We start from the raw sequence: 22470 nt of genomic DNA, 5'->3' as shown, positions 1-22470 counted from the left end.
AGGACACAGCATGAGCTGGCAGATGGCGGGTCCGGCGTGGTTGTTCTGCCCGGCGGATCGCCCGGAACGCTTCGCGAAGGCGGCCGCGGCCGCCGACGTGGTGATTCTCGACCTGGAGGACGGCGTCGCCGCGCACGACAAGGCGGCGGCGCGCAAAGCGCTGCTGGACACCCCGCTGGACCCGCAGACCACGGTGGTGCGGGTCAACGCGGCGGGCACCGATGATCACGCGCTCGATCTGGCGGCGCTCGCCGACACCGCATATCGGCGGCTCATGCTGTCGAAATGCGAGTCGGCCGAACAGATCACGGCGCTGTCGGACTACGAGGTGATCGCCCTGATCGAGTCGCCGCTCGGTGCGCTCGCGGTGGGCCAGGCGGTGACGGCGGGCAACGCGATCGGCGTCATGTGGGGCGCGGAGGACCTGGTTGCCGGGCTCGGCGGCACCGGGAGCAGGCACGCCGACGGCAGCTACCGCGACGTGGCCCGCCACGTGCGTTCTGCCACCCTGCTGGCCGCCAAGGCGTACGGCAAACTCGCGCTGGACTCGGTGTACCTGAACATTCGCGATCTGGACGGCCTGCGCGCCGAAGCCGAGGACGCGGTCGCGGTCGGCTTCGACGCCAAGGTCGCGATCCATCCCAGCCAGGTGGCGGTGCTGCGGGCCGCCTACGCGCCCTCGGAAGAAGAGCTCGCCTGGGCCAGGCGGGTGCTGGAGGAGGCGCCGAAGCACCGCGGGGTATTCGCCCTCGAGGGCAGGATGGTCGATGGCCCCGTTTTCCGGCACGCCGAGCAGATCGTGCGGCGCGCCGACCACGCCTGATCACCGAGTTCCACAGCCAGGAGGAATGCGATGCAACCCCAGTGGGTGCCGACCGAGCAGGACGTCACCGAGGCCAGGATCACCGACTTCGCGCGGTTCGTCGCGGAGCGCACCGGCGTGCGCTCGCGCGACTATCACGCGCTGTGGCAGTGGTCGGTCGAGGATCTCGCCGGATTCTGGCATGCGCTGTGGGACTACTTCGAGCTCGGCGACATCGCGGGGGAAGTGCTGCCGAGCGCCGAGATGCCGGGGGCGCAATGGTTTCCCGGAACCAGGCTCAACTACGTGGATCAGGTGATCCGGCAGCTGAACACCGACCGGCCCGCGATCAAGGCGGTCAGCGAGGACGCTCCGATCCGGGAGGTGTCCTGGGCCGAATTGATCGACCACACAGCGGCTTTCGCGCAGACGTTGCGCTCGCTGGGTGTGCGTCCCGGTGATCGGGTGGCCGGGTATCTGCCGAACATCCCGGAGGCGGTGATCGCGTTCCTGGCCACGGCGAGCATCGGCGCGGTGTGGAGCGCCTGCGGGCAGGACTATTCCCCGAAGGCCGCGCTGGATCGGCTCGGGCAGCTGGAGCCGACCGTGCTGGTCACCGCCGACGGCTACCGTTTCGGCGGCAAGGCGCACGACAAGCGCGACGACATCGCCGCCTTGCGTGCGGGCCTCGCCTCGCTGAAGGGCACGATCGCGGTCTCCCGGCTCGGGCTGGACGTACCGGACGCCACCTCGTGGGACGACGCGATCACCAGCACCGAGTCGCTGCCCCCGCTGATCACCACGGAATCGGTGGATTTCGACCATCCGCTGTGGATCGTGTTCTCCTCCGGCACCACCGGCCTGCCCAAGGGCATCGTGCACGGCCACGGCGGCGTACTGCTCGAACACCTCAAAGCGGTTGCCCTGCAATCGGACATCGGCCCCGAGGACACCTTCTTCTGGTACACCAGCCCGAGCTGGATGATGTGGAACTTCCAGATCGCGGGCCTGCTGGCCGGGGCCACCATCGTCACCTACGACGGCAGCCCCACCGCACCGGCTCCCGACGCACTGTGGCGCATCGCGGCCGAGGTCGGGGCCACCGTGCTGGGCGCCAGCCCAGGCTACGTGCTGGCATGCATCAAAGCGGGGTCCGTCCCGCGCACCGATCACGATCTGTCGGCGCTGCGTACGGTCGGTATCACGGGTTCCTCGCTGCCCACGTCGTCGGCGCTGTGGCTGGGCGAGAACGTAGGCGAGCACGTGCAGGTCTCCTCGATCAGCGGCGGCACCGACGTCGTGTCGGCGTTCATCGGCGGCGTGCGCACCGTGCCGGTGTGGCCGGGTGAGCTGTCGGCGCCCTATCTCGGCGTCGCGCTGGACGCCTACGACCCGGCCGGGCAGCCGGTGCGCGGCGAGGTGGGCGAACTCGTCGTCACCGCGCCGATGCCGTCCATGCCGGTCGCGTTCTGGCGCGACGAGGACGGAAAGCGTTATCACGACGCATATTTCGACACGTATCCCGGCGTGTGGCGGCACGGCGACTGGATCACCATCACCGACCACCACAGCGTCGTCGTGCACGGGCGTTCCGACTCCACGCTCAACCGACACGGCATCCGGATGGGTAGCGCCGACATCTACCAGTCGGTCGAACGGCTCCCGGAGATCGCCGAGGCGCTGGTGATCGGAGCCGAGCAGCCCGACGGCGGATATTGGATGCCGCTGTTCGTGGTCCTGGCGCCCGGCGCGGAACTCACCGACGAACTGAAAGCGCGCATCAACAACACCATCCGCACCGAGGTGTCCCCCCGGCACGTGCCCGACGAGATCATCCTCGCCCCCGGCATCCCGCACACCCGCACCGGCAAGAAGCTGGAGGTGCCGATCAAGAAGCTGTTCCAGGGTGCCGACCCGGACCGCGTCGTCGAACGCAGCGCCGTGGACAACCCGGACCTGCTCGACTGGTACGGCACGGTCCGGCCCGGCGGGCGCGCCTGAGTCGCTCTCGAGTGCGGCTGATGGGTGCGGTTGGCGCACCTTTCCACGGCGACCGCGTGTGACGCGACCACCTTGCCGCCCTGTGGCTCGATTGCACTCGTCGCGAGTTTCGCTGCGGTACAGCGGGTTCGGTTCTATCTGCGGTAGGCGCGTCCGCCGATGGACGCGGTGAAGACAGCGGGTCGCGCGCCGCGGGCAGCGTCCAGGTTGCGCTTCTCCTGCGGGGTGAGCCGATAGCGCGCCGTGAGCCGCCGTATCGCGGCGATCACGGCGCCGAGCACCGGGATGGGATCCACCGGGCGCAAAGCCAACGCCATGACGAACTCCTTACCAGAAAGACGCACCGGTACAGTCCAATTCGCGCAAACGAGCGCGGCGGACGCCGATTCGGAACACCGTCGGAGCGTCGGGCGGTTACCGCTCACCGACGCACCAACGAACGCCCCAACGCACCAACGCGCGACGCACGACGCACGACGCACGACGCACGACGCACGACGCACGACGCACGGACGCACGGACGCACGGACGCACGGACGCACGGACGCACGGACGCACGGACTCCGACGTCGCGATGTCCCCGTCCGGACCACCTCCTCGACGGTGAGTGACGCCGAACACCTGGCTACCGTTCGGCGTCGGCAATGCGGCGGCGCGGGATTCTCGCTGCCGAAGGGCGCCACCGTGCTGCGGGGGATCCTCCTCCGTCACGATCTTTCGCTTCCGCCGGACAGCAGGCCCGAGCGCGGCCAGACCCGCAACATCACCACGGTGCCGCGCGGTAGGCCCGGGTGGTCATCCGCATCCGAAGACTCACCTATGTGAACAATGATTCTTTCCAGAATCACCTCTTGTACTGCACGTATATTCGTGTAAGTTTGTCCCTGTTCGACATCCCGTCACGGCACGGCGTTCCTGGTGCCCCCCGCTCGGCCGCGTCGGGTTGTCGGCTTCCGGACGCATCGGCACACACATCCCGCCTTGTCGCGGGCCGGCGCGCGCCGGAGAACAGGTACTGCTCCCGGGGGCCGCTCATCCCCGGGAGCGGTACCGGCGTGGCACGGCCCGGCCCGGCCATACGGCCAGGTCGTTACGATGTTCGTCATGAGTGTCGACAATCGCCGTACGGCGCGGAAGGCGAGCAGCGGCGACTCGGCACCTCGGGAGATCCGGCGCAGGCCGAAGAATCGGCGCGCACAGATCGCGGCGGCGTCGGCGGCCGCGTTCGGCGCGCTGGGCTACCACGGCGTGAGCATGGACGACATCGCCTCCGGGCTCGGGATCAGTTCCGCGGCGCTGTACCGCCACTATCCGAGCAAGTACGCGTTGTTCCGGGAGGAACTGCTGCGTGTGGGCCGGGCGATGACCGAATCGGTGGAGCTGCCCGAGGAGGCGGCGGACTGGCCTGCCGAACAGCGGTTGCGGCACGTGCTCGACGCGCTCGTCGCGGTCACGATCGAGAACCGCCCCACCGTCACGCTGGTGCGCTGGGAGGTCCGATACCTCGAGCCCGACGACCAGACCACGCTCAACCAGCAGCAGGCCACGGTCCTCGGCGCGCTAGGCGGTCAACTGGCCGCGCTGCGCCCTGAACTCGACGAGGCGGACCTGCGCGTGCTGCGCGCCGCGCTGCTCAGCACGATCACCAGCATCGCCGACCACCATGCCGCCCTTCCCGCGAAACCCCTTGCCCGCCTGCTGCATTCGGCCTGCTGGTCGATCGCGCACGCGAAGCTGCCCGCACTGCGCGCGGTGGAGCCGGTCGCGGTGGTGGAGATCCCGGACTCGTTCAAACACGAACTGCTGCTGCGCAAAGCGGTCGAGCTGTTCCACGAGCGCGGCTACCCGAACGTCAGCGTGGAGGACATCGCCACCGCCGCCGGGCTGTCGGCCGCGTCGGCGGTGTACCGGTTCTACCGAGGTAAGAGCGACATCCTGGCCGCCGCGTTCCGCCGGGCCGCCGAACGGGTATCCGGCGCCGTGGGCCCCGCCGTGGCGGCGGCCGCCGATTCCGAGGACGCGCTCACCGCGTTGATCGCCCAGTACGTCACGGGATCGTTCGCCGAACGCGCCCTCACCTTCGTGTATTACACGGAGTTCCAGCATGTTCCGACCGAGGAACGCACCGTGTTGCGCAATATCCAGCGGCTCAGCGTGGAAGAGTGGGCCAGGTTGCTGCGCGAGGTGCGCCCGGAGCTCACTCCGGCCGAGGCGCGCATCCTCGTCCACGCGGCGTTCGCGGTGGTAGTCGATCTGGGCCGCTCCTTCGGCAACGAACCGCTGGCCGCCCAGGATCGGGTGCGTCTGCTGATGCAGCTGATTCTTTTCGACCGACCCGCGCGTTAACCGTTTATGTGATCGGTGATTCTCACCCCACCGTGACAATTGTGCGATATGAAGGCCCAATCGTGGCCATCTTGTGATCTACCATTCATTTAGCACCAGGCGGGGTGAGCGGCGAGGTACCGAGCATCGGGTTGGGCTACCATCGCCGCATGGGTGTCCGGGACGACCGCGCTGCGGACGAGGCGGCCGACGGGACACCGGCACGGGTGATCCGTCGCCGACCGCGCGACCGCCGCGCGCAGATCGCGGCGGCGTCGGCGGAGGCGTTCGGCGCGCTGGGCTACCACGGCGTCAGCATGGAGGACATCGCCTCTCGGCTCGACATCAGCTCGGCGGCGCTGTACCGGCACTACCCGAGCAAGTACGCGCTGTTCCGCGAGGAAGCGCTGCGGCTGGGCACGGTCAGCGAGGAAGCGGCCACGCTGCCGGACGCCACGGGCCTGCCCGCCGGGCAACGACTCGAACGAGTGCTCGACGCGCTGATCACCGCCGCAATCGCCAACCGGCGCAGCGCAGCGCTGCTGCGCTGGCAGCGGCGCTATCTCGAGGATGCCGACGCGGCCACCCTGACCGATCAGCTCGCGTCCGTGAACGCGGCGCTCACGTCACTGATCGCCGCGACCAGGCCCGCGCTGCCCAAGGCCGACCGCGCCGTGCTCGCCGCGGCGGAGCTGAGCGTGCTCAGCAGCATCGGCGATCACCACGTCTCGATCCCGGTGCGCGCGCTCACCGCGCGGCTGAGCGCGGCCTGCCACGCGATCGCCGCGTGCGAGCTGCCGCCGCCCGGCAGCGCCGAGAACTTCGCCGCGAGCGAGATCCCGCTGACCTTCAAGCACGAACTGTTGTTGACGCGCGCGGTCGAGCTGTTCCACCAGCACGGATACCCGAACGTCAGCGTGGAGGACATCGCCACCGCCGCCGGGCTGCCCGCCTCCTCGGCGGTGTACCGGTTCTACCGCGGCAAGGGCGACATCCTCACCGCCGCGTTCCGCCGGGCGGCCGAACGGGTGTCGGCCGCCATCGGGCCCGCCGTCGCCGCCGCCGAGACGCCCGAGCAGGCGTTGCGCACGCTGATCGAGCTGTACGTGGCGGGTTCGTTCGCCGAACGCGAGCTGACCTTCGTCTACTACGCCGAGATCAGCAACGTGCCGCCGGAGGAGCGCACCGTGTTGCGCAACATCCAGCGGCTCAATGTCGAGGAGTGGGCCAAACTGCTGATCGGCGTGCGGCCCGAGCTGTCCGCGGCCGAGGCACGCCTGCTGGTGCACGCCGCGTTCGCCCTGGTAGTGGACCTTGGTGAACGCTTCGGCTCCGATGACCCGGCCTGCTCGCCCCGGCGCGTGATCCGCCTGATGCAGGTGATCCTGTTCGAACGACCGGCGGAGTAGGGCAGGGTCGCCCGGGTATTACGCCACCGGCGAACACCGCGCCGGGAATCGACCTCGCGACGGCGCTGTTGCGGCAGGAGAGCGCGCCGGACCGGCGCGACACTCGTGCAGCGTTCGCAGTTTCCGACTTCGGAAGGTAGACCCTTTATGAGCACAGACCTCGACGCGCAGCCCGCGGCGGCCTCCGGAACCTTTGCCATCGGCGGCGATCTTCCGGTGCACCGGCTCGGATACGGCGCGATGCAACTGACCGGCCCCGGTGTGTGGGGCGATCCGAAGGACCCCGACGAGGCGGTACGGGTGCTGCGCCGCGCGGTGGAACTCGGCGTGAATTTCATCGATACGGCCGACTCCTACGGCCCGTTCGTCAGTGAGAACCTGATCCGCAAGGCTCTGCACCCCTATCGCGAGGACCTGGTGATCGCCACCAAGGCGGGACTCACGCGGCAGGGGCCCAACGAGTGGCGTCCGGTCGGCAGGCCCGAATACCTGCGCCAGCAGGCCGAGCTCAGCCTGCGCCACTTGGGCCTCGACCGGATCGACCTGTACCAGCTGCATCGCATCGACCCGCAGGTGCCGCTGGCCGACCAGCTCGGCGAACTCGTCGCGCTCCAGCAGGAGGGCAAGATCCGGCACATCGGCCTCTCGCAGGTGAGCGTCGAGCAGCTGCGCCAGGCGCGCGAGCACGCCACCATCGCCTCGGTGCAGAACCTGTACAACCTGGCCAACCGCGCCGACGAGGACGTGCTGAACTACGCCGAGCAGGAGAGCATCGGCTTCATCCCGTGGTTCCCCATCGCCACGGGTGAACTCGCCGCTCCCGGCGGTCCACTCGCGGCCATCTCCGCCGAGCACGGCGCGAGCCCCGCGCAACTCGCCCTCGCCTGGCTGCTGCGCCGCTCCCCCGTCGTGCTGCCGATCCCGGGCACCTCCAGCGTCGCGCACGTCGAGGAGAACATCGCGGCCGCGCGAATCACCTTGACCGACGACGAATTCGAGGCCTTGTCCGCTGTCACCGGGGCGACTGGGAAATAGTCGGTCCCGGACGAAGATCGGGGGCACCCACGGCGGCGAGTCCGGGTGCCCCCGAGCCCTTTGGACGGAGCGCGGAGAACTGCGGTAGCGAATCCCGATGCCCGTGATCGATGGCGGGCGCTGAGGATGGCCGGTATTTCGCCGTCACATCAGATGGAGTTCGGTTGCCGGGGGGCGGTCGCGGAAGTAGGCGAAGTCGTTGCAGGAGACGATGATCGCGGCGACCAGGGTTGAGCAGGTGGTGAAACCGCAGGCGCGGTGCAGGGTGGCGGCGATGGCGGCGTTTCGGCGGCTCGATACGGCCCACCGGGGGTTGTCGTGGGCGTATTTCGAGCGCGATCGGTCGGCGCGGACGGGGAACGGGTTGATGGTCGCGTTCGTCGCCGGCTCAGGCATAGCGGGCCGACCTCCTGGGCCCGGGTCGTCGGCCGCAGGCGCGGATCGCCTGGACCACGAGCAGTCCGGACGGGCGGATCGGTCCGCGCGGTGGCTCGACCCAGCGGCGCAAGTGGGCGGACCGATCGCCCGGGCTGGGGAGGGCGATGATGCCGCCGGTGCGGCCGATCGAGAGAATTCACAAGAGGGTATATGAAGACTGCGCAATCGTGCGCCGCGAACTGCGGCGATAGCGATGGGAAATTCGGCAAATTCTGTTGGAGGTTTCCTACTTCTCCTTTCTCCTCTTTCTTCTCCCAGTAGGATGTGCCAACTTTCTTCTGCTGCGCTACAACGAATCCCGAGAACATCCCGCACCCCACTAACCCGCGAATGCTCCCTTGCATCCGAGGACGAGCGGACGCGAAGGGCTGGCACTGCTGCCGCACAACCCACCGTGCGACCCGAACCCATTCCCAACCAGGGGGCGGCCCCACTGTGAGCCGAGCGAGCGCGGACGGCTATTTTTCGCGGGATAGTCCGCGTGAGCGTTCCTGTCCTTGTCCGGTGCCGCCACGAACAACGCCCGGCGCAGAACCAGGTGGCTGTCTCACCGCTGCTAGTGGGTGCTGCGCCTGCCCAAGCCAGAGAACTTTTTCCACCTCCGACAGACGCCCTTTCTCGTCCAACTCCTTGAACGCCGCGTTCCGCGCCTTGTTCAGCTTCTGCAAGGAAGCCTCGCGTTCCTTCTCGGCTGCCGCGCGTGCCTCGGCTGCTTCCCGCTCAGCCGTGGCGGTGTCGGCCGCTTCTCGAGCCGATTGTTCTCCGGCGTCGACGGCTTCCCGTTGCGGGTACTGCCCGGGTGGCGGGAATTCCCGCGCGACCCGTTCGGCTGCTTCCCTTTCCACCCGCGCCCGCTCGGCTTCCGGCGTTCGGAGTGCTTGCCTGGCTCGCTCGGCTTGCTCGCGGGCCTGCCGGTCGCGTTCGACCTGCTGCGGGGCATCCGCCCGGCCGCGCACAGCAGCTTCCCGGAACTGCTGCATCTTCCGGAATCCTTCGGCGCGCTCCTGTGCTCGCACAATTTCGCGTATCTTCGCCAGCCGTTCCCGCGCTCGGTCGGCTCGATTCAGTTCGTACGGCTTGATCAGTTCCAACTGCTGAGATGCCAGCGATTGACCGAGTTGCATTGCGCGGAGTGCGTCGGCGCGAGAAATGATCACGTGCTGGAATTTGTCACCGAAATCACGGGCCATGTCCCGCAGGTCTTCGCGGACTTTGTCCGGAATTGTTTCACCGGCCACTGTTTCCCATCGGGAATGAGTGATCTGGCCGGACTTTAGTCCGTCCCGCTCCTTGCGTAGTTGAGTGCGGGCATCTGCCTCGTTGACGCGACCCGATTTACGTTCGACCCCTTGGACGCCTCGGCCCTGGGTTCGAGCCGAATCCAAGATTCGCGCGCCTCGATCAGTCACTATCCTGAACTGGCGAACCCAACCTTTTTCCGGGGTCTCTCCCCGCTCGTGCGCTCTGCCTAGTTCGAAGTACAAACCGAGTTCGTACCTGGACAAGCTCTTGCGGACGGCGTTGTATTCATCGGGCACGGATGCCCACCCCCGTTACGCAAAGAAATTCAGGTCATTATGTGATATTGCGCGATTTCCGTGTTTGGCGTACAGCCTCAGAGATGTTGTATTCGATCAATCTGGGGCCGTCGCTGTCGGCCAGGTCTTGCGCGATCGCTACCATGCTGCGGGTATCGTCACCCTGCACAGCTGGGCCGAAATCGGTATACAGTGGCTGACCCCATCCGGGCCGGTTCGTCCATTGCAGGCCGCCACGCCGCACATAGCATTCGCCCAGGAATCGGATAAACCCGTCGGCGAGCTCGCGGTTTTCTGTGGCAGTCAATCCGGGCTCGCCGAACAACTGTTTCGCCGCTTCCATGGTCCGGGTCGAAAGCGGCGGCTTCCACCAGGCCGCGTCATCCGCCATATCCGGAACCGTTGCCGAGAGGAATGCGCGCACCCCTGATTCCATGCGTTCGGGCGCAACCCAATCAAGGAATGCTTGGGTTTTGTCATCGAATTCGATATCGAAACCGATCTGTTCGTCGTCCACTGGCCGGGCCTTTCCCTCGTGTTGGCTGTATGGGTATCGCGGGTTCGAGCAGTCAGTTTCGCGCCCGCACGCGTCACCGGGCAAGCGACGCCGGGGGCGGGTGTCGTAGTCGTCGGATGCCGGAACCGGAGTCATCATCGCTCTACATACAGCCGTTCTCCGGGCAACATTGTTGCTCAGAGCTTTTGAGTCAGATCGTGGGAAGGCTGGGGGCGGGTTCGGTTGGGCACACCGATGTGGAGTCCCGTCCGCGCAGCCTTCCCCTTTTGGGTGCCCCTGCACGTGGGTGCTTCCCCTGCGGTGCAAAGGGGGGACCAGGGGGCGCGTGGCGTGCCGGGGCGGTCCGGGGAGGTTGTTGTCAGGTGCCGGTGATGTGCTGGCCGATGATCGCGGGTATCAGCAGATCGAGGAAAGTGAGGTCGTCAGCGGCGGGGATGTTGTCGATGATCGGATCGAGCATCGGCGCGGCGTACAAGCGGCCGGTGTGCGGCGCGGCGGCGGTGCGGGCGCTGGAGATCAGCTCGAAGACGACCATCGCCATCAGGCGGACGCGGGTGGTGTCTGTCATCCCGTCTCGCACGGCATCCGCAGTGGCGGTCATGAGAGTGCCGATCACGTCGGTGAGGACTTCGAGTTCGGCGGCGTTGCGCTCGGCGTCCTGGTCGTCGGTCACCGTCCGGCCTGCGGCGGCTGGACTGGCGGCGGGCCGGGCTGGGTGGCGTGTCCGGGGTATCGCGTGGTGTCGAATACGACGCGGATGCCGATCCACGGGCATTTCTGGCCTGCGAGTGCGATGTCCATCGGGGAGTCGTGATCGGCCATGCGGCCGTTGACGATCTTCACCATTTGTCCGAAGCAGTTCATGGATGGGCATTTCACCGAGGAGACCTCACCGGTTGCCGGATTCAGGGTGGCCATGCCGCAGTGTTCGACGGTGATCCACGGGTCACAGCCTGGGCCGCATCCGAATGGCACTGTGGCCGTGCTGCTGTGGTCAGGCATACGCCATCGCCCGGCGCTGACGCGCGTGCTGGGCGGCGCATCCCCGGATGGCCTCGACCACGACCCGCCCCGGTGGGCGGTAGGGGTCACGGGGTGGGTGTACCCATGCCCGGAACAGGCCGGGGCGCTGTCCAGGTCCGGGCAAGCTGATGCTGCCTCCGGCACCGAGGATGGACACGTTCAGCCGTGACAGCTCCGCATACAGCCGGACGTCGGTCGGCAGGTCAGGGCGGGTCAGGAACGTCCAACGCTGATAGCGCGGGTGAGTCAAGATCGGCCCCACGCGGTAGTCGTGGCGGTGCATCCATGCCTTGACCTCCGAGCCGATGAAGGCGGGCATCATCAACCCACACACCCGGCCCGCACGCAGCGTGATCCGCCCCAGATGTGGCGGGTGAACCTCGGCGGGCAGATCACACACCTTTCGGTAGAAGTGGCACACCGACAATGGTGTGTCCCCAATTCTTTTCGGCGAATCCATAAACATGTCCCCTGACTTGAACGACTGACGCTGCGTCCTGGATGGAATGGTGGACCCGAAACCGGGGCGGGCATTTGCCACCGGAGACAATGCGCCGTGCTCGTCTCTGGTGCCCTCTCGCACGGGGGTTGGGTTGTGCGAGAGGTTTTCCCGGTTCCGGGTACCTATCCAAGGTTGCCGGGGGAGGATTCTGGGTGGAAGGTAGGGCAGGCGCAGGTATTACCAATCGATACCAGTGGAGTCGACAGGGGGCACGGTGACGGGCGTGACGGTGTGGACTGGTGCTGATGTGAAGGCGCTACGGACTGCATGCAGGCTGACACAGAACGGCCTTGCGGAGGCTTTGCGTTGCAGCCAGCGAACGGTCAGTTTCTGGGAGGGCCGTCCTTCGGTGCAAGTGGGTGTCGCCCATCAGGCGGGTCTGGACAGACTGCTGGCGGACGCGGACCATGGGGCACAAGATCGGTTCCGGAAGTTGATTGGAGACGACGTGGATCGGCGACAATTCTTTGCCGCAACAGGAGTGTTGGTGGGTGCATCTGCGCTGCGCGGCGATGATGTACCGATAGTCACCCCGGATGCGATCGGTCATTTGCGCACAACCATCCACTCGGCGATGCTGTTGGATGATCAGCTGGGCTCGAACGCGGCACAGCCGATCATCGAGGCTCAGTCGCGGGCCTGTACTGCGCTGCTGCGTGACTGCCCGTCGAGACTTCGCCCGGAGCTTCAATCCCTCACCAGCGAAGCCACCGCAAGCAATGCATGGGCAGCATGGGACCAGGGCCAATACGAGAAGTCCGATCGGCTCTTTGTTGCCGCGTACGACCATGCGACGGACGCAGGTGATCAGGATGTGGCGGTTGGGATGCTGTGCCACAGAACCCAGCTCGCGATCTGGACCCATCGGTACCAGGCAGCGGCCGACTTGGCCGATGCAACGATGAGGCTGCCCGTGGCAGATCCGAGAATGGCCGACTACATGCTTCTGCAATCCGCGCAGGCGTATGCGTACGCGGGGCGGTCACGTGAGGCGTGGCCGCTTCTGGATCGAATCTCAGGGAAGCACTCCAACCCGACAACGCCTGACGTCTCGTACGCGTACTACATGAGTGATTGGCTCACCGGTCTCCTGACGAGCAAGAGTCTGGAAATGGCAGGCGAGACGCGCGCGGCGGTCGAGACGATCGAAGCATCGATAGATCGCATCCCCGAGACTGACGTACGGGATCGTGCGCTTGCGCTGCTCCACCTGACAAAACTGACTGTCCGGGAGGACCTTGATCGGGCATGCCGGGCAGCGGAACGTGCTGTTGAGCTGTCGAAGATCAACACATCGCCACGCCTGCGGGAGGTTTACCTCAATACACGTGCCGCGCTCGCACCATGGGCACGATCGAGTGCGGTTCGCCGATTGGACTCGATAGCGGCTGACGTGTTGTAGAGGCTGCGCTCTCAGCGCTCCGCGTCGATAGGCACAACTGGGACAACAGACCCGGCCACAATCGGGTCTGTTGTTGTTCCCGCGTGCAGGCGTACCGTTGATGTTGCTGTTGTTGTTCATGTGATTGAGCTAACTTCGGTTAATCAACTTTTCTTTCGTGCCGCAACGGCGTGTCGCCTGTTCGGGTCAAGTGCCAATGGCCGGTTCCGATGCAAGTGCGCAAGTAGCCGCCTCCTGTGAAATCCCATCTTCTGCAACACCTTTCACAGACGCTGGCGGTCGCATGAACGGTTGTTCATACCTTATCGCGGTCGCTTGGTCAATTCGACACGCTCGTACCGGTTTCGCTGCGCGATACGCAGTAGGGATATGGCTGTTGCGAAGTAACTCGGCCACAGCCGTATCCCTACGAGCGAGAGCTCACATGCGTTCGGGCGCTGCGATGCCCAGCAGACCCAGCCCGTGGGCCAGGGTGCGGGCGGTGAGCGCGCACAGGGCGAGGCGGTTGGTGCGGGTCGGTTCGGCGGCGGTCAGGACCGGGCAGCTGTCGTAGAAGGCGGTGAAGTCGCGGGCCAGCTCGTAGAGGTAGCCGCACAAGCGGTGTGGTTCCAGGGTGGCCGCCACTTCGATGACTGTGTTTCCGTACGCGTCCAGTTCGAGCGCGAGTGCGCGTTCGGCCGGTTCGAGCGCCTGTCCGGCATCGACCACAGGGGTGGGTTCACCCGCTTTGCGGAGGATGGAGCGGATGCGGGCGTGCGCGTATTGCAGGTAGACCGCCGTGTTGCCGGTGAGGGCGGTCATGCGGGCGAGGTCGAAGGTGTAGTCCTTGACCCGTGAGGTGGACAGGTCGGCGTACTTCACCGCGCCGATCCCGGACTGCTCGGCGATCGAATCCAGTTCGGCGGCGGTCAGATCGGGGTTCTTCTCCTGTACGACGCGACGGGCATCGGCCACGGCGTCATCGAGCAGGTCCATCAGCCGCACGGTGCCGCCCGCGCGGGTCTTGAACGGCTTGCCGTCGCGGCCGAGGACGGTGCCGTAGGCGATGTGCTCGGCCTCGACCGCCTCGGTGAGCCAACCGGCGCGGCGCGCGGTCTCGAACACCAACTGGAAGTGCAGGGCCTGGCGGGAGTCGGTCACATACAACAGCCGCTCGGCACGCAAAGCGCCGATCCGGTAGCGGATGGTCGCGAGATCGGTGGTGTCGTAGCCGTATCCCCCGTCGCGTTTGCGCACCATCAACGGCACCGGCTGATCGTCGGGGCCGGTCACCGTCTCGGAGAACACGACCAGCGCGCCGTCGCTTTCCACCGCGATGCCCTTGGCGACCAGCTCATCGATGGTGTCCGCGAGCATCGAGTTGTAGAACGATTCGCCCACGCTGTCCTCGGGGGTGAGCAGGACGCCGAGGCGGTCGTAGATGTCGCCGAACGCCTTCTCCGACTCGGCGACGATCTCGCTCCACCGGGCCAGGGTGGGCGGATCACCGGCCTGCAAGGCGACCACCCGCGCGCGGGAGCGGTCGGCGAAGTCCGGGTCGGCGTCGAAGGCGGCCCGCGCCGTCCGGTAGAGCCGGTCGAGGGCCGAGACCGCCGAATTCGCGCCGTCGAGCTCGTCGTGCCGCCATCGCGCCTCCGGGTGCTCGTCGAGATATTGGATGAGCATCCCGAACTGGGTTCCCCAGTCGCCGAGATGGTTCTGGCGGATCACCCCTGCGCCGAGAAAGTCCAGTACGCGGGACAAGCTGTCACCGATGATCGTGGTGCGTAGATGCCCGACGTGCATCTCCTTGGCGATGTTCGGCGCGGAATAGTCGATCACCGTGCGGCGTCCGTCCTCGGTGGCGGGCACGCCGAGCCGCGCGTCGCTCAGCCGCGCCGAGACCTGCTGCCAGACAGCTCGATCGGGCACCGTGAGATTCAGGAATCCCGGGCCGGACAACTCGACCGACCGGAACACCTGCCCGGGCGCGGAAGCCAGTGCCGTCGCCAGTTCGGCCGCGTAATCCGACGGCCGGAGCTTCAGCCGCTTCGCGAGCGCGAGCGCGGCGTTGGACTGGAAGTCGGCGTGGGTGGATCGTCGCACCACCGGGTCTGCCCCCGCCGTCTCCGGTCGGGTTCGGTCGATCGCGTCGGAGACAGCGGCGGCGACCTGATCGAGCAATGGCAGAACCCCGGAATGGGTCACGGGACGAATCCTCCTGGTTGTAGGGATGCGCCAGTATCCCAATGAACCCGGCATCGTTCACGTGACTTTCAGCGCGCACCGCCGTGGCGGATCGCCCGGTGGCCATCGACGCGGTCGAAGCACAGCCCACAGCGCCCCGACACCCTGACCCGCCCGATCGAGCCGCACCGTCGACTGCCCACGGTCGGCCCGACCGCACAATCGAACCGCACCGTCGACTGCCCCACGGTCGGCCCGACTGCCCGATCAGTCGTCGTCGGTATCGGGTAACGGCCGTTCCCGCACGCTAGGCGTGTCGGACGGCCCGGTAGACGAGGAAGACGAGGCTCGCGCCGACGGTGCGGGCGTCGACGAGGCGCAACTGTTTTTCGGCGACGGTCTCGCCGAAGAGACGCCGACCGGCCCCGAGCACCAGCGGATACACGGTCAGCCGCAGTTCGTCCACGAGGTCGTGCTCGAGCAGCGTGTGGACGAGCTGGGCGCTGGCGTAGACGACGATGTCACCGCCCACCTCCCGCTTCAGCTTCGAGACCTCGGGCACCACCTCACCCGCGAGGACGGTCGCGTTGCTCCACTCGGGCTGCCGGAGCGTCGAGGACACCACGTACTTGGGCAGGCTGTTCAATCTGTCCGCCCACGCGCCGCTCCTGGACGGCCAGCGCGCGGCGAACCACTCGTCGCTGCGCCTGCCGAGCAGCAGGGCCTCGGCGGCCAGCGCCTCGCCGAGCAAGAGCTCGGCCCACGCTTCGCGGTCCTCGTCCCCGATCCCGAGGAACCAACCGCCACGCCCGAAGCCCTCCTCACCGGTCGGGTCCTGGATCACTCCGTCGAGGGAGACGTTCTCGCTGATGATGATCTTTCCCATTCGGGTCGCTCCTGGTTCGGCGTCGACACTTACCAGTGATGTAGACACCGCTATGTCGGGGAAGTGGCGCCCCGCGACCGACCCCTTTGCGTCCCGGGTGGTGTCTGTACACGATGGAAGTGCCCCGAGATGCGGGAGAAGGTGACGCGAGGGTGGTAGCCGGCGACCTGAGGTCCCGGGCGCGAGCCGGAGACGGCGAGGCGTTCCGGGAGCTGATCGAGCCCTACCGCCGGGAGCTGCAAGTGCATTGCTACCGGATGCTCGGATCGTTCCAAGACGCCGAGGACACCCTGCAAGAGACGTTGCTGGCCGCCTGGCAAGGCTTCGGCGAGTTCCAGGGACGCGCCTCGCTGCGCACCTGGCTCTACCGAATCGCCACCAACCGGTGCCTCAACGCGCGCCGGTCGGCCGGCCGCCGCCCGGCCAAGGCATGGGATGTGCCCGGCGTCGAACCGCCCGAGCCGACCCGGCTCGGCGAAATCGTCTGGCTGGAGCCGTTTCCCGATGCGCAGGGCGAGGGTGTCATCGAGGCGCCGCTCGGCCCGGAGGCCCGCTACGAGCAGACCGAGGCCATCTCCCTTGCCTTCGTGACCGCCCTCCAGATCCTGCCACCTCGCCAGCTCGCCGTGCTGATCCTGCGCGATGTCCTCGGATTCCGCGCCGACGAGGTGGCGGCGATGCTGGACTCGACCGTCGACTCGGTCAAAAGCGCCCTCAAACGGGCGCGGGCGGGCCTGCAATACCGACGGCCCGCGCCCGACGGCGAACCTCGGCCCGCCTCCGACGCAACCGCGGAGGAGGCCATCGTGGCGAAATTCGTCCGCGCATGGGAATCCGCCGATGTCGACGCGCTGGTGACCTTGCTGACCGACGACGTCTTCGTATCGATGCCACCGATGCCCTTCGAATACCGAGGCCGAGACATCGTGGTCCGCTTCTGCGCCGAAATCTTCCGCGCAGGCCGGAGATTCGACCTCGTAGCGACACGAGCCAACGGTCAACCGGCGTTCGGAGCCTATCTGCGCACGCCGACCGGCATCCGCTACGGAACCGGCCTCTACGTCCTCACCCTGACCGGTGACCGGATCAGCGCCATGACCCGCTTCGACAACAGCGTGCTCCCGTCGTTCGGGCTCCCGCGATCGCTCCCGAGCCCCTGGTCGGCCTCGTAACCGCACCGAGTGCCGGATTCGAGCGCTGACCGAGCAGTGGCGCTCGCCCGCATCCGGGGCCGGAACAGTCGTGCCACTTTGACACCCGACACATCTCCCGCAACTCGCAGGTTATCCACAGTGCTAACTGAGAGCGAATCAAACCGACGGGTCGATTTCGAGTAGTGCATTACGCATGTCCCCCGCAGATGGCCGCGGAAGAGTTCTCGTCGTCGGAGCAACAGCTTCCGACAGCTTCTAGCAATCGTATGGCCAACGCGGACACGGCCGGATCGGGCCGGGTCATCACCATCCGTGGCACCTCGAGATTGGAGAAAACCGATGAACAACGATTTGAAATTGCAGGGCCACACTCCGGTGTCGAGTGCGGGAACCCTCATCGAAGAGGCCGAGCAGCTACCCGCGACCGGCTCTCGCCCCGGCGTCACCGCGGCCGCGGACGATATCGAGGACATCGAGGGCTACGCCGTCTCCGGTGGGGCGGCCGAAACCGACCTCGCCGAGCTTTCCGAACTGCCCGATATCGCCTGGGCGTCCTACGGCTCGCCCGAAGTATCGATGATCGAGAGGGTCATCGGCGACGACGACCGCGTGCAGGTGACGGCCACCGCGGACTACCCGTGGCGAGTGCACGCCTCGCTGCTGATCACCGCGGCGGACGGCTCGCATTGGGGTGGAACCGGCTGGTTCCTCGGTCCGCACACGCTCGGCACGGCGGGACACGTGGTCTTCATCAAGAACAGCGGTGTGCCCAACCGCGACGGCTGGGTGCGCTCGATCCAGGTGATCCCCGGCCGCAACGGCGCCGCGCAGCCGTTCGGGTCGGTCGTCGCCTCGGGCGGCGCGTTCCGGTCGGTGACCGGCTGGACCGTCAACGGCAATCAGAACTTCGACTACGGCGCCATCGTGCTGCCGACCAACCTCGGCAATACGACGGGCTGGTTCGGTTTCGGTGTGTACAACGACGCCACGCTGAGGGCGGCGACAGCGAACATCTCCGGGTATCCGGGGGACAAGCCGGCAGGCACGCAGTGGTACCACGGCTCCAGGGTCTCGGCGGTCAACGAGCAGAAGGTGTTCTACGAGACCGACACCGTCGGCGGCCAGAGCGGCAGCGCGGTGTACCGCCTCGTCGACGGGCAACGGATGGCGTTCGCGATCCACGCCTACGGCGGTGCGACCTCGAACTCCGGCACCCGGATCAACACGTCCGTGTACAACAACCTGCTCGCCTGGCGGGCATGACTCCGGCGGTCATCCGGGGTGCGGTCGACTCGCCGGAGGGGCCGGTCGCGTTCGCGTCGGTCTACATCGAGTCGGCTCCCGCGCCGACGCCGGACGTGGCCGCGATCACCGGCGAGGACGGCGAGTTCGTCCTCACCGGCGTCGGGCCCGGCCGCTACCGGATCGGGGTGAACGCCCCTGGCTACGACCCGCAGCACGTGGAATTGACGCTCGGCGTCGAGGACGCCTTCGTCCGTGTGCGGGTCGGTTGAATCGGCAATCAGCTGCTCAGGAAAGGAATACGACAGTGAACAGCAACGACGACATGGTCGCGGTCGAACGGGTGAGCCCGGTCGAGGCCCCGCTGCAACGCGAAACGAGCAATCCCGAACTGGTCCAGGTCGACGCACTGATCCGCGCGACCGAAGCCCGCCTCGCCTTCGGCGTGGACGGCAGGCGCACCACCGTCGCGGTGCTCGACACCGGTCTGCGCACGACCCACCGCGACTTCGCCGGCCGGGTTCGCGCGAGCCGCAACTTCACCGCCGACAACCAGGGCGACCCCACGGATGCCGGCGACGGCCAGGGGCACGGCACCAATGTCGCGGGCATCATCTGCGCGGGCGACCTGCACGTCGGCATCGCGCCCGGGGCGAGGATCGTCCCGGTCAAGGTGCTCGACAACACGGGCAACGGCTCCTTCACCGCCATCCGGGACGCCTTACGGTGGGTGCGCACCGAGCGCGCCGCGCTCGGCATCACCGCGGTCTGCATGTCGTTAGGAGCCTCCGACAACAGGACCACCGACAGCGACTTGGCCGAGGACGCGATCGGGCGGGCGATGACGGACCTCACCGCAGCCGGGGTGGTCTGCTGCGTCGCCGCGGGCAACGACTTCTTCGCCCACAACAGCGCCCAGGGGATGAGTTATCCGGCGATCTTCCGGCAGACGATCAGCGTCGGGGCGGTGTACGACTCCGATGTGGGGCCGTTCAGCTACGGTTCCGGCGCGCGGGTCACCGCGTCCGGTCCGGACCGCATCACACCGTTCTCGCAGCGCCTGCACGATACCGTCGGCGGCGCGTGCGCGACCGACATCTTCGCCCCCGGCGCACCGACCACCTCCTCGGGAATCGCCGGCGACACCGGTGAATCCGTCCAGCACGGCACCAGTCAAGCGACTCCGGTCGCCGCCGGTGTGGTGCTGCTGCTGCAGGATCTGCACCTGAAGATCACCGGCACCCTGCCCACCGTGGCGGATGTGCGGCGCTGGATGCTCGCCGGCGCGGTCTCGATCAACGACGGCGACGACGAACGCGACAACGTCCGCAATACCGGACTGGACTTCCCCCGGATCAGCGCGGTGGGCGCGCTGAACGCCTGCGCCCGCGATATCGGTGCGGAGGTCGGCGGCGCGGCGGTCGCCGCATCCACCGAATAGCCCACCGCCCGGCCTCATTCCCCTCCGACGAGCCGTACGGGAGGGTCGAGCGGGCACCGGTGAGTCCTCGTATCCCCGTCGTACGGGGATACGAGGACTCCGTCGCTGTCCGGGATTCCCTCGCCACAGTCCCGATCAGCGGGTGACACTCGCCGCCGTGCGGATCACGCTCAACGGCAACGAGTTCGGCGCGCCGACGCTGGTCAGCGCGAGTATCCGTCGGCCCGGCTGTCGGGGACGACGCGGCCGGACGCGACCAGGGTGCGGAAGGCCGCCTGCTTGCGGGGGCAGGCGTCCGCGCGGCAGGGTCGGTGGCCCTGCATCACCCGGTGCGCCTGTTCGATGGTGAACGGCTCATCGGGGGGACGGTGCGAGTCCTCCGCGCCGCCGTGTGACAGACAGGAGCCCACGGCGACTATCGCCGCCACCAGCAGTGTGCAAGCGCCGAGCATGCTCAGCAGCGGTTCCACGGCCGGTCACCGGCCGGTGGCCTGCCCGGAACAGAACGCCGAGGCGGCTAGGTATTGATGGCAGGTCGCGCCGTGCCCGCCGTGGACAGCGCAGAGGAAACGCGCGCGCTCATAGGTCAGACCGAGTGGTTCCTGAGTGCAGTCGCGGCTCTGGATCAGCCACAGCTCCCGGACATCCGAGGGCAACACGTCCATCTTTCACCTCCATTAGGGCAGTGCACCCGGCACCGAGAAGGCGCCGCCGGACCGCGCTCGACACGGATGGATCGGGCCGTGCCGGGACCGTGCGCCGGGTTCCGGACATCGGGCGCCCTCGACAGGGTTTGGGCGGACCCCCGATGCCGGGTGCGATTCAACAGTGCGCGTTGCGATTCGGTAGATAACAGACCCGAATGCGGTAATTGCGAGTACTTTCCGTTTGTAGCGGCCTGGAGGGAGGGAGAGAGACCTATGGTGGAGGTCGACTGGACGGGCGAAGCTGTACATGCGCTTCGCACGGCGATGAAGCGAAGCCGTTACGAATTCGCGCGTCTGGTGGGCGTCACACCGCGCACCGTGGTCCTGTGGGAGAACGGCCGGACGACCCGGATGCACGCCGCTAGCCAGCGTCTCCTCGACAGGGTCCTGTCGCAGGTGGATTCCGTCGTCTCCGAACGATTCGAGCGTGCGATCACCACGGGCCGGACGACGGCCCACGACTACGAAAGCGCCGATTCGGCGCCGGAAAGGCACACCAAGCTCGGTAGGGAAATCGGGCTCGACAAGGAAGTCGAGGATGACGACGTGAGAAGGCGAGAACTGCTGGCCTGCATCGGCGCAGGCCTGGCAGGCCAGGCGGCAGACCTGGTGGCGAGCGAACCGGAGCGGATGCTGGCAACCCTCGACGCGGGGTCGATCAGCGAACGGCGATTGGCGTTTCTGGAGCAGTCGGCCGAGGTCCTCGGCACGCGGGTGGTCCAGGTGCCGCCGCACGAACTGCTGCAGACGGGGCTCGAGCAATTCCGTATGGTGCGTGGCTGTCTCGGCGAACGGCAGCCCACCCATCATCAGGTCCGGCTGGTGCGCACCGCGGGCCGGCTGGCGAACGTGGTCGGCGAGATCCTGTTCAACGAGGGCCATTTCGGCCAGGCGCGCATGTGGTACGCCACCGCGATCCATGCCGCGCAGGACATCGGTGATCGTTATTCGGAGGACATCGCCCTGGCCGGACTCGCGTATTTGCCGACCTATAGCGATAAACCAAAGGAAGTCTTGCAGTTACTCGACGGTCGCTTGCAAGAAAATCCGTCCTACGGCCCGGCTGCCGCATGGTTGTGGGGAATGGCGGCGCGGGCGCACGCCAGCCTCGGGCACGCCGATGAATTCGCACGGTGTATCGCGCGATCGGCTTCGGCTCTGGAAGACGTCGGACCGGAAGACCTTTCGGTCGGTATTTTTTCTTTCCGCCCGGAGAAACTCGCTTTTTATCAGGCGATCGGATATTCCCGGCTCGGCCGCGCCGAGGAGACCGCCGTGGCGGCCGCGCGCGCGATGGCGCTGTACGACCCGTCGGAGACCATGGAACCCGCGCTGGTCCGCTTCGAGCACGCCACGGCGCTGCTGGCCTCCGGCGAGATCGACGAAGCCTGCGCGGTGGCGACGAGCGCGATCACGAACTCCCGCACCTATGTGGGGTTGACCGTGACCAAACGCGCCAAGCAGTTCGACTCGGCGCTGGGCGGACTGCGCACCAGAGCCGTCAGCGATTGGCGGCAGCACGCGCACGCGGTGATCGACTCCGCGCACGCCGAAGTCTGAGTCCCGCATCGCGAGACGGGGCGGGGCGCGCCGGTCGACAGGGGGGTGTGGACCGGCGCGCCCCGTGTAATTCAGGTGGTCAGTTCGCCTCGCTGGACATGGCCTCGATGAGCGAGTTGGGGCGCATGTCCACCCAGTGCGTTTCCACGTACTCCAGGCAGGCTTTGCGGTTGGCGGCGCCGTAGGCGATGGTCCAGCCACCGGGGACGGCGGCGAAGACCGGCCACAGGGAGTGTTCGCCGTCCTGGTTGATCAGGACGTAGAACTTGGCGTCGTCGTCGTCGAACGGATTCTTCATCTCGATTTCCTTCTTCCCGGTCAG

At 67.2% G+C, this 22470-nt stretch carries 22 protein-coding genes; 11 read left to right on the top strand and 11 right to left on the bottom strand.

All coding sequences use genetic code 11. The annotated features are described in order from the left end of the window. Nucleotides 1–10 precede the first annotated feature (10 nt). Nucleotides 11–823, top strand: coding sequence for an HpcH/HpaI aldolase/citrate lyase family protein (locus IU450_RS31170; RefSeq protein WP_195153313.1), 813 nt, complete (start codon nucleotides 11–13; stop codon nucleotides 821–823). A 30-nt stretch (nucleotides 824–853) separates the two neighbouring features. Next, nucleotides 854–2803 (top strand): acetoacetate--CoA ligase, encoded by a 1950-nt coding sequence (locus IU450_RS31165; RefSeq protein WP_195153312.1) that lies wholly within the window; start codon nucleotides 854–856, stop codon nucleotides 2801–2803. Between the two features lie 134 nt (nucleotides 2804–2937). Here the strand turns inward: IU450_RS31165 and IU450_RS31160 are convergent, their stop codons facing one another. Continuing rightward, the gene (locus IU450_RS31160) at nucleotides 2938–3120 is read right to left on the bottom strand and encodes a hypothetical protein (RefSeq protein WP_195153311.1); all 183 of its coding nucleotides are present in this window, start codon (nucleotides 3118–3120) and stop codon (nucleotides 2938–2940) included. Between the two features lie 787 nt (nucleotides 3121–3907). On the opposite strand from IU450_RS31160, the gene IU450_RS31155 reads away from it, so the two are divergent. The 3 genes from IU450_RS31155 (at nucleotide 3908) to IU450_RS31145 (ending at nucleotide 7572) form a co-directional block, all read left to right on the top strand. Then, on the top strand, nucleotides 3908–5149 hold the full coding sequence (locus IU450_RS31155) for a TetR/AcrR family transcriptional regulator (protein ID WP_195153310.1): 1242 nt from the start codon (nucleotides 3908–3910) through the stop codon (nucleotides 5147–5149). A gap of 149 nt (nucleotides 5150–5298) precedes the next feature. Then, the gene (locus IU450_RS31150) at nucleotides 5299–6537 is read left to right on the top strand and encodes a TetR/AcrR family transcriptional regulator (RefSeq protein ID WP_195153309.1); all 1239 of its coding nucleotides are present in this window, start codon (nucleotides 5299–5301) and stop codon (nucleotides 6535–6537) included. Nucleotides 6538–6684: 147 nt separating this feature from the next. Beyond that, nucleotides 6685–7572, top strand: coding sequence for an aldo/keto reductase (locus IU450_RS31145; RefSeq protein ID WP_195153308.1), 888 nt, complete (start codon nucleotides 6685–6687; stop codon nucleotides 7570–7572). A gap of 144 nt (nucleotides 7573–7716) precedes the next feature. Here the strand turns inward: IU450_RS31145 and IU450_RS31140 are convergent, their stop codons facing one another. The 6 genes from IU450_RS31140 to IU450_RS31115 all read right to left on the bottom strand — a co-directional run bounded on the left by IU450_RS31140 (nucleotide 7717) and on the right by IU450_RS31115 (nucleotide 11548). Further along, nucleotides 7717–7968 (bottom strand): hypothetical protein, encoded by a 252-nt coding sequence (locus tag IU450_RS31140; RefSeq protein ID WP_195153307.1) that lies wholly within the window; start codon nucleotides 7966–7968, stop codon nucleotides 7717–7719. A gap of 500 nt (nucleotides 7969–8468) precedes the next feature. Continuing rightward, nucleotides 8469–9548 (bottom strand): hypothetical protein, encoded by a 1080-nt coding sequence (locus IU450_RS31135; RefSeq protein ID WP_195153306.1) that lies wholly within the window; start codon nucleotides 9546–9548, stop codon nucleotides 8469–8471. Between the two features lie 37 nt (nucleotides 9549–9585). Next, nucleotides 9586–10065, bottom strand: coding sequence for a hypothetical protein (locus IU450_RS31130; protein ID WP_195153305.1), 480 nt, complete (start codon nucleotides 10063–10065; stop codon nucleotides 9586–9588). 358 nt (nucleotides 10066–10423) lie between these two features. Further along, a complete protein-coding gene (locus tag IU450_RS31125; RefSeq protein WP_195153304.1) occupies nucleotides 10424–10738 on the bottom strand; it encodes a hypothetical protein in 315 nt (104 codons plus the stop codon). Continuing rightward, nucleotides 10735–10983: a hypothetical protein gene (locus IU450_RS31120; protein ID WP_195153303.1), complete on the bottom strand. Its 249-nt coding sequence runs from the start codon at nucleotides 10981–10983 to the stop codon at nucleotides 10735–10737. The genes IU450_RS31125 and IU450_RS31120 overlap by 4 nt, the downstream gene beginning before the upstream one ends. Nucleotides 10984–11059: 76 nt before the next feature. Continuing rightward, nucleotides 11060–11548: a DNA-directed RNA polymerase subunit beta gene (locus IU450_RS31115; protein ID WP_195153302.1), complete on the bottom strand. Its 489-nt coding sequence runs from the start codon at nucleotides 11546–11548 to the stop codon at nucleotides 11060–11062. Between the two features lie 265 nt (nucleotides 11549–11813). Between IU450_RS31115 and IU450_RS31110 the strand changes: the two genes are divergently transcribed. Then, complete coding sequence (locus IU450_RS31110) at nucleotides 11814–12992, top strand: helix-turn-helix transcriptional regulator (RefSeq protein ID WP_195153301.1); 1179 nt, start codon at nucleotides 11814–11816, stop codon at nucleotides 12990–12992. Nucleotides 12993–13412: 420 nt separating this feature from the next. Here IU450_RS31110 and argS read toward each other — a convergent pair whose 3' ends face one another. Both argS and IU450_RS31100 read right to left on the bottom strand, forming a co-directional pair. Continuing rightward, entirely contained in the window at nucleotides 13413–15179 is a 1767-nt protein-coding gene (gene argS, locus IU450_RS31105) for an arginine--tRNA ligase (protein WP_324197895.1), read from the bottom strand. 286 nt (nucleotides 15180–15465) lie between these two features. Next, entirely contained in the window at nucleotides 15466–16044 is a 579-nt protein-coding gene (locus IU450_RS31100) for a dihydrofolate reductase family protein (protein ID WP_195153299.1), read from the bottom strand. A 152-nt stretch (nucleotides 16045–16196) separates the two neighbouring features. Between IU450_RS31100 and IU450_RS31095 the strand changes: the two genes are divergently transcribed. The 4 genes from IU450_RS31095 to IU450_RS31080 all read left to right on the top strand — a co-directional run bounded on the left by IU450_RS31095 (nucleotide 16197) and on the right by IU450_RS31080 (nucleotide 19881). Beyond that, entirely contained in the window at nucleotides 16197–17216 is a 1020-nt protein-coding gene (locus IU450_RS31095; protein ID WP_195153298.1) for a sigma-70 family RNA polymerase sigma factor, read from the top strand. A 321-nt stretch (nucleotides 17217–17537) separates the two neighbouring features. Further along, nucleotides 17538–18461 (top strand): trypsin-like serine peptidase, encoded by a 924-nt coding sequence (locus IU450_RS31090; RefSeq protein WP_195153297.1) that lies wholly within the window; start codon nucleotides 17538–17540, stop codon nucleotides 18459–18461. Beyond that, nucleotides 18458–18712, top strand: a complete 255-nt coding sequence (locus IU450_RS31085; RefSeq protein WP_195153296.1) for a carboxypeptidase-like regulatory domain-containing protein — start codon at nucleotides 18458–18460, stop codon at nucleotides 18710–18712. Before IU450_RS31090 ends, IU450_RS31085 begins: the two co-directional genes overlap by 4 nt. Before the next feature lie 35 nt (nucleotides 18713–18747). After that, nucleotides 18748–19881, top strand: a complete 1134-nt coding sequence (locus IU450_RS31080; RefSeq protein WP_324197894.1) for a S8 family serine peptidase — start codon at nucleotides 18748–18750, stop codon at nucleotides 19879–19881. 203 nt (nucleotides 19882–20084) lie between these two features. On the opposite strand, the gene IU450_RS31075 is transcribed toward IU450_RS31080, so the two are convergent. Next, a complete protein-coding gene (locus IU450_RS31075) occupies nucleotides 20085–20351 on the bottom strand; it encodes a hypothetical protein (protein WP_324197893.1) in 267 nt (88 codons plus the stop codon). 72 nt (nucleotides 20352–20423) lie between these two features. Between IU450_RS31075 and IU450_RS31070 the strand changes: the two genes are divergently transcribed. Further along, nucleotides 20424–22148: a helix-turn-helix domain-containing protein gene (locus tag IU450_RS31070; protein ID WP_195153295.1), complete on the top strand. Its 1725-nt coding sequence runs from the start codon at nucleotides 20424–20426 to the stop codon at nucleotides 22146–22148. Nucleotides 22149–22227: 79 nt separating this feature from the next. On the opposite strand, the gene IU450_RS31065 is transcribed toward IU450_RS31070, so the two are convergent. Continuing rightward, entirely contained in the window at nucleotides 22228–22446 is a 219-nt protein-coding gene (locus tag IU450_RS31065; protein WP_195153294.1) for an MbtH family protein, read from the bottom strand. Between the last annotated feature and the right edge of the window lie 24 nt (nucleotides 22447–22470).

This window comes from Nocardia abscessus (assembly GCF_015477775.1).
In the GTDB taxonomy this organism is placed as follows: Bacteria; Actinomycetota; Actinomycetes; order Mycobacteriales; family Mycobacteriaceae; genus Nocardia; species Nocardia abscessus_A.
Note: the sequence above shows the minus strand (reverse complement) of the source record. Positions and strands in the feature narration are given on the sequence as shown.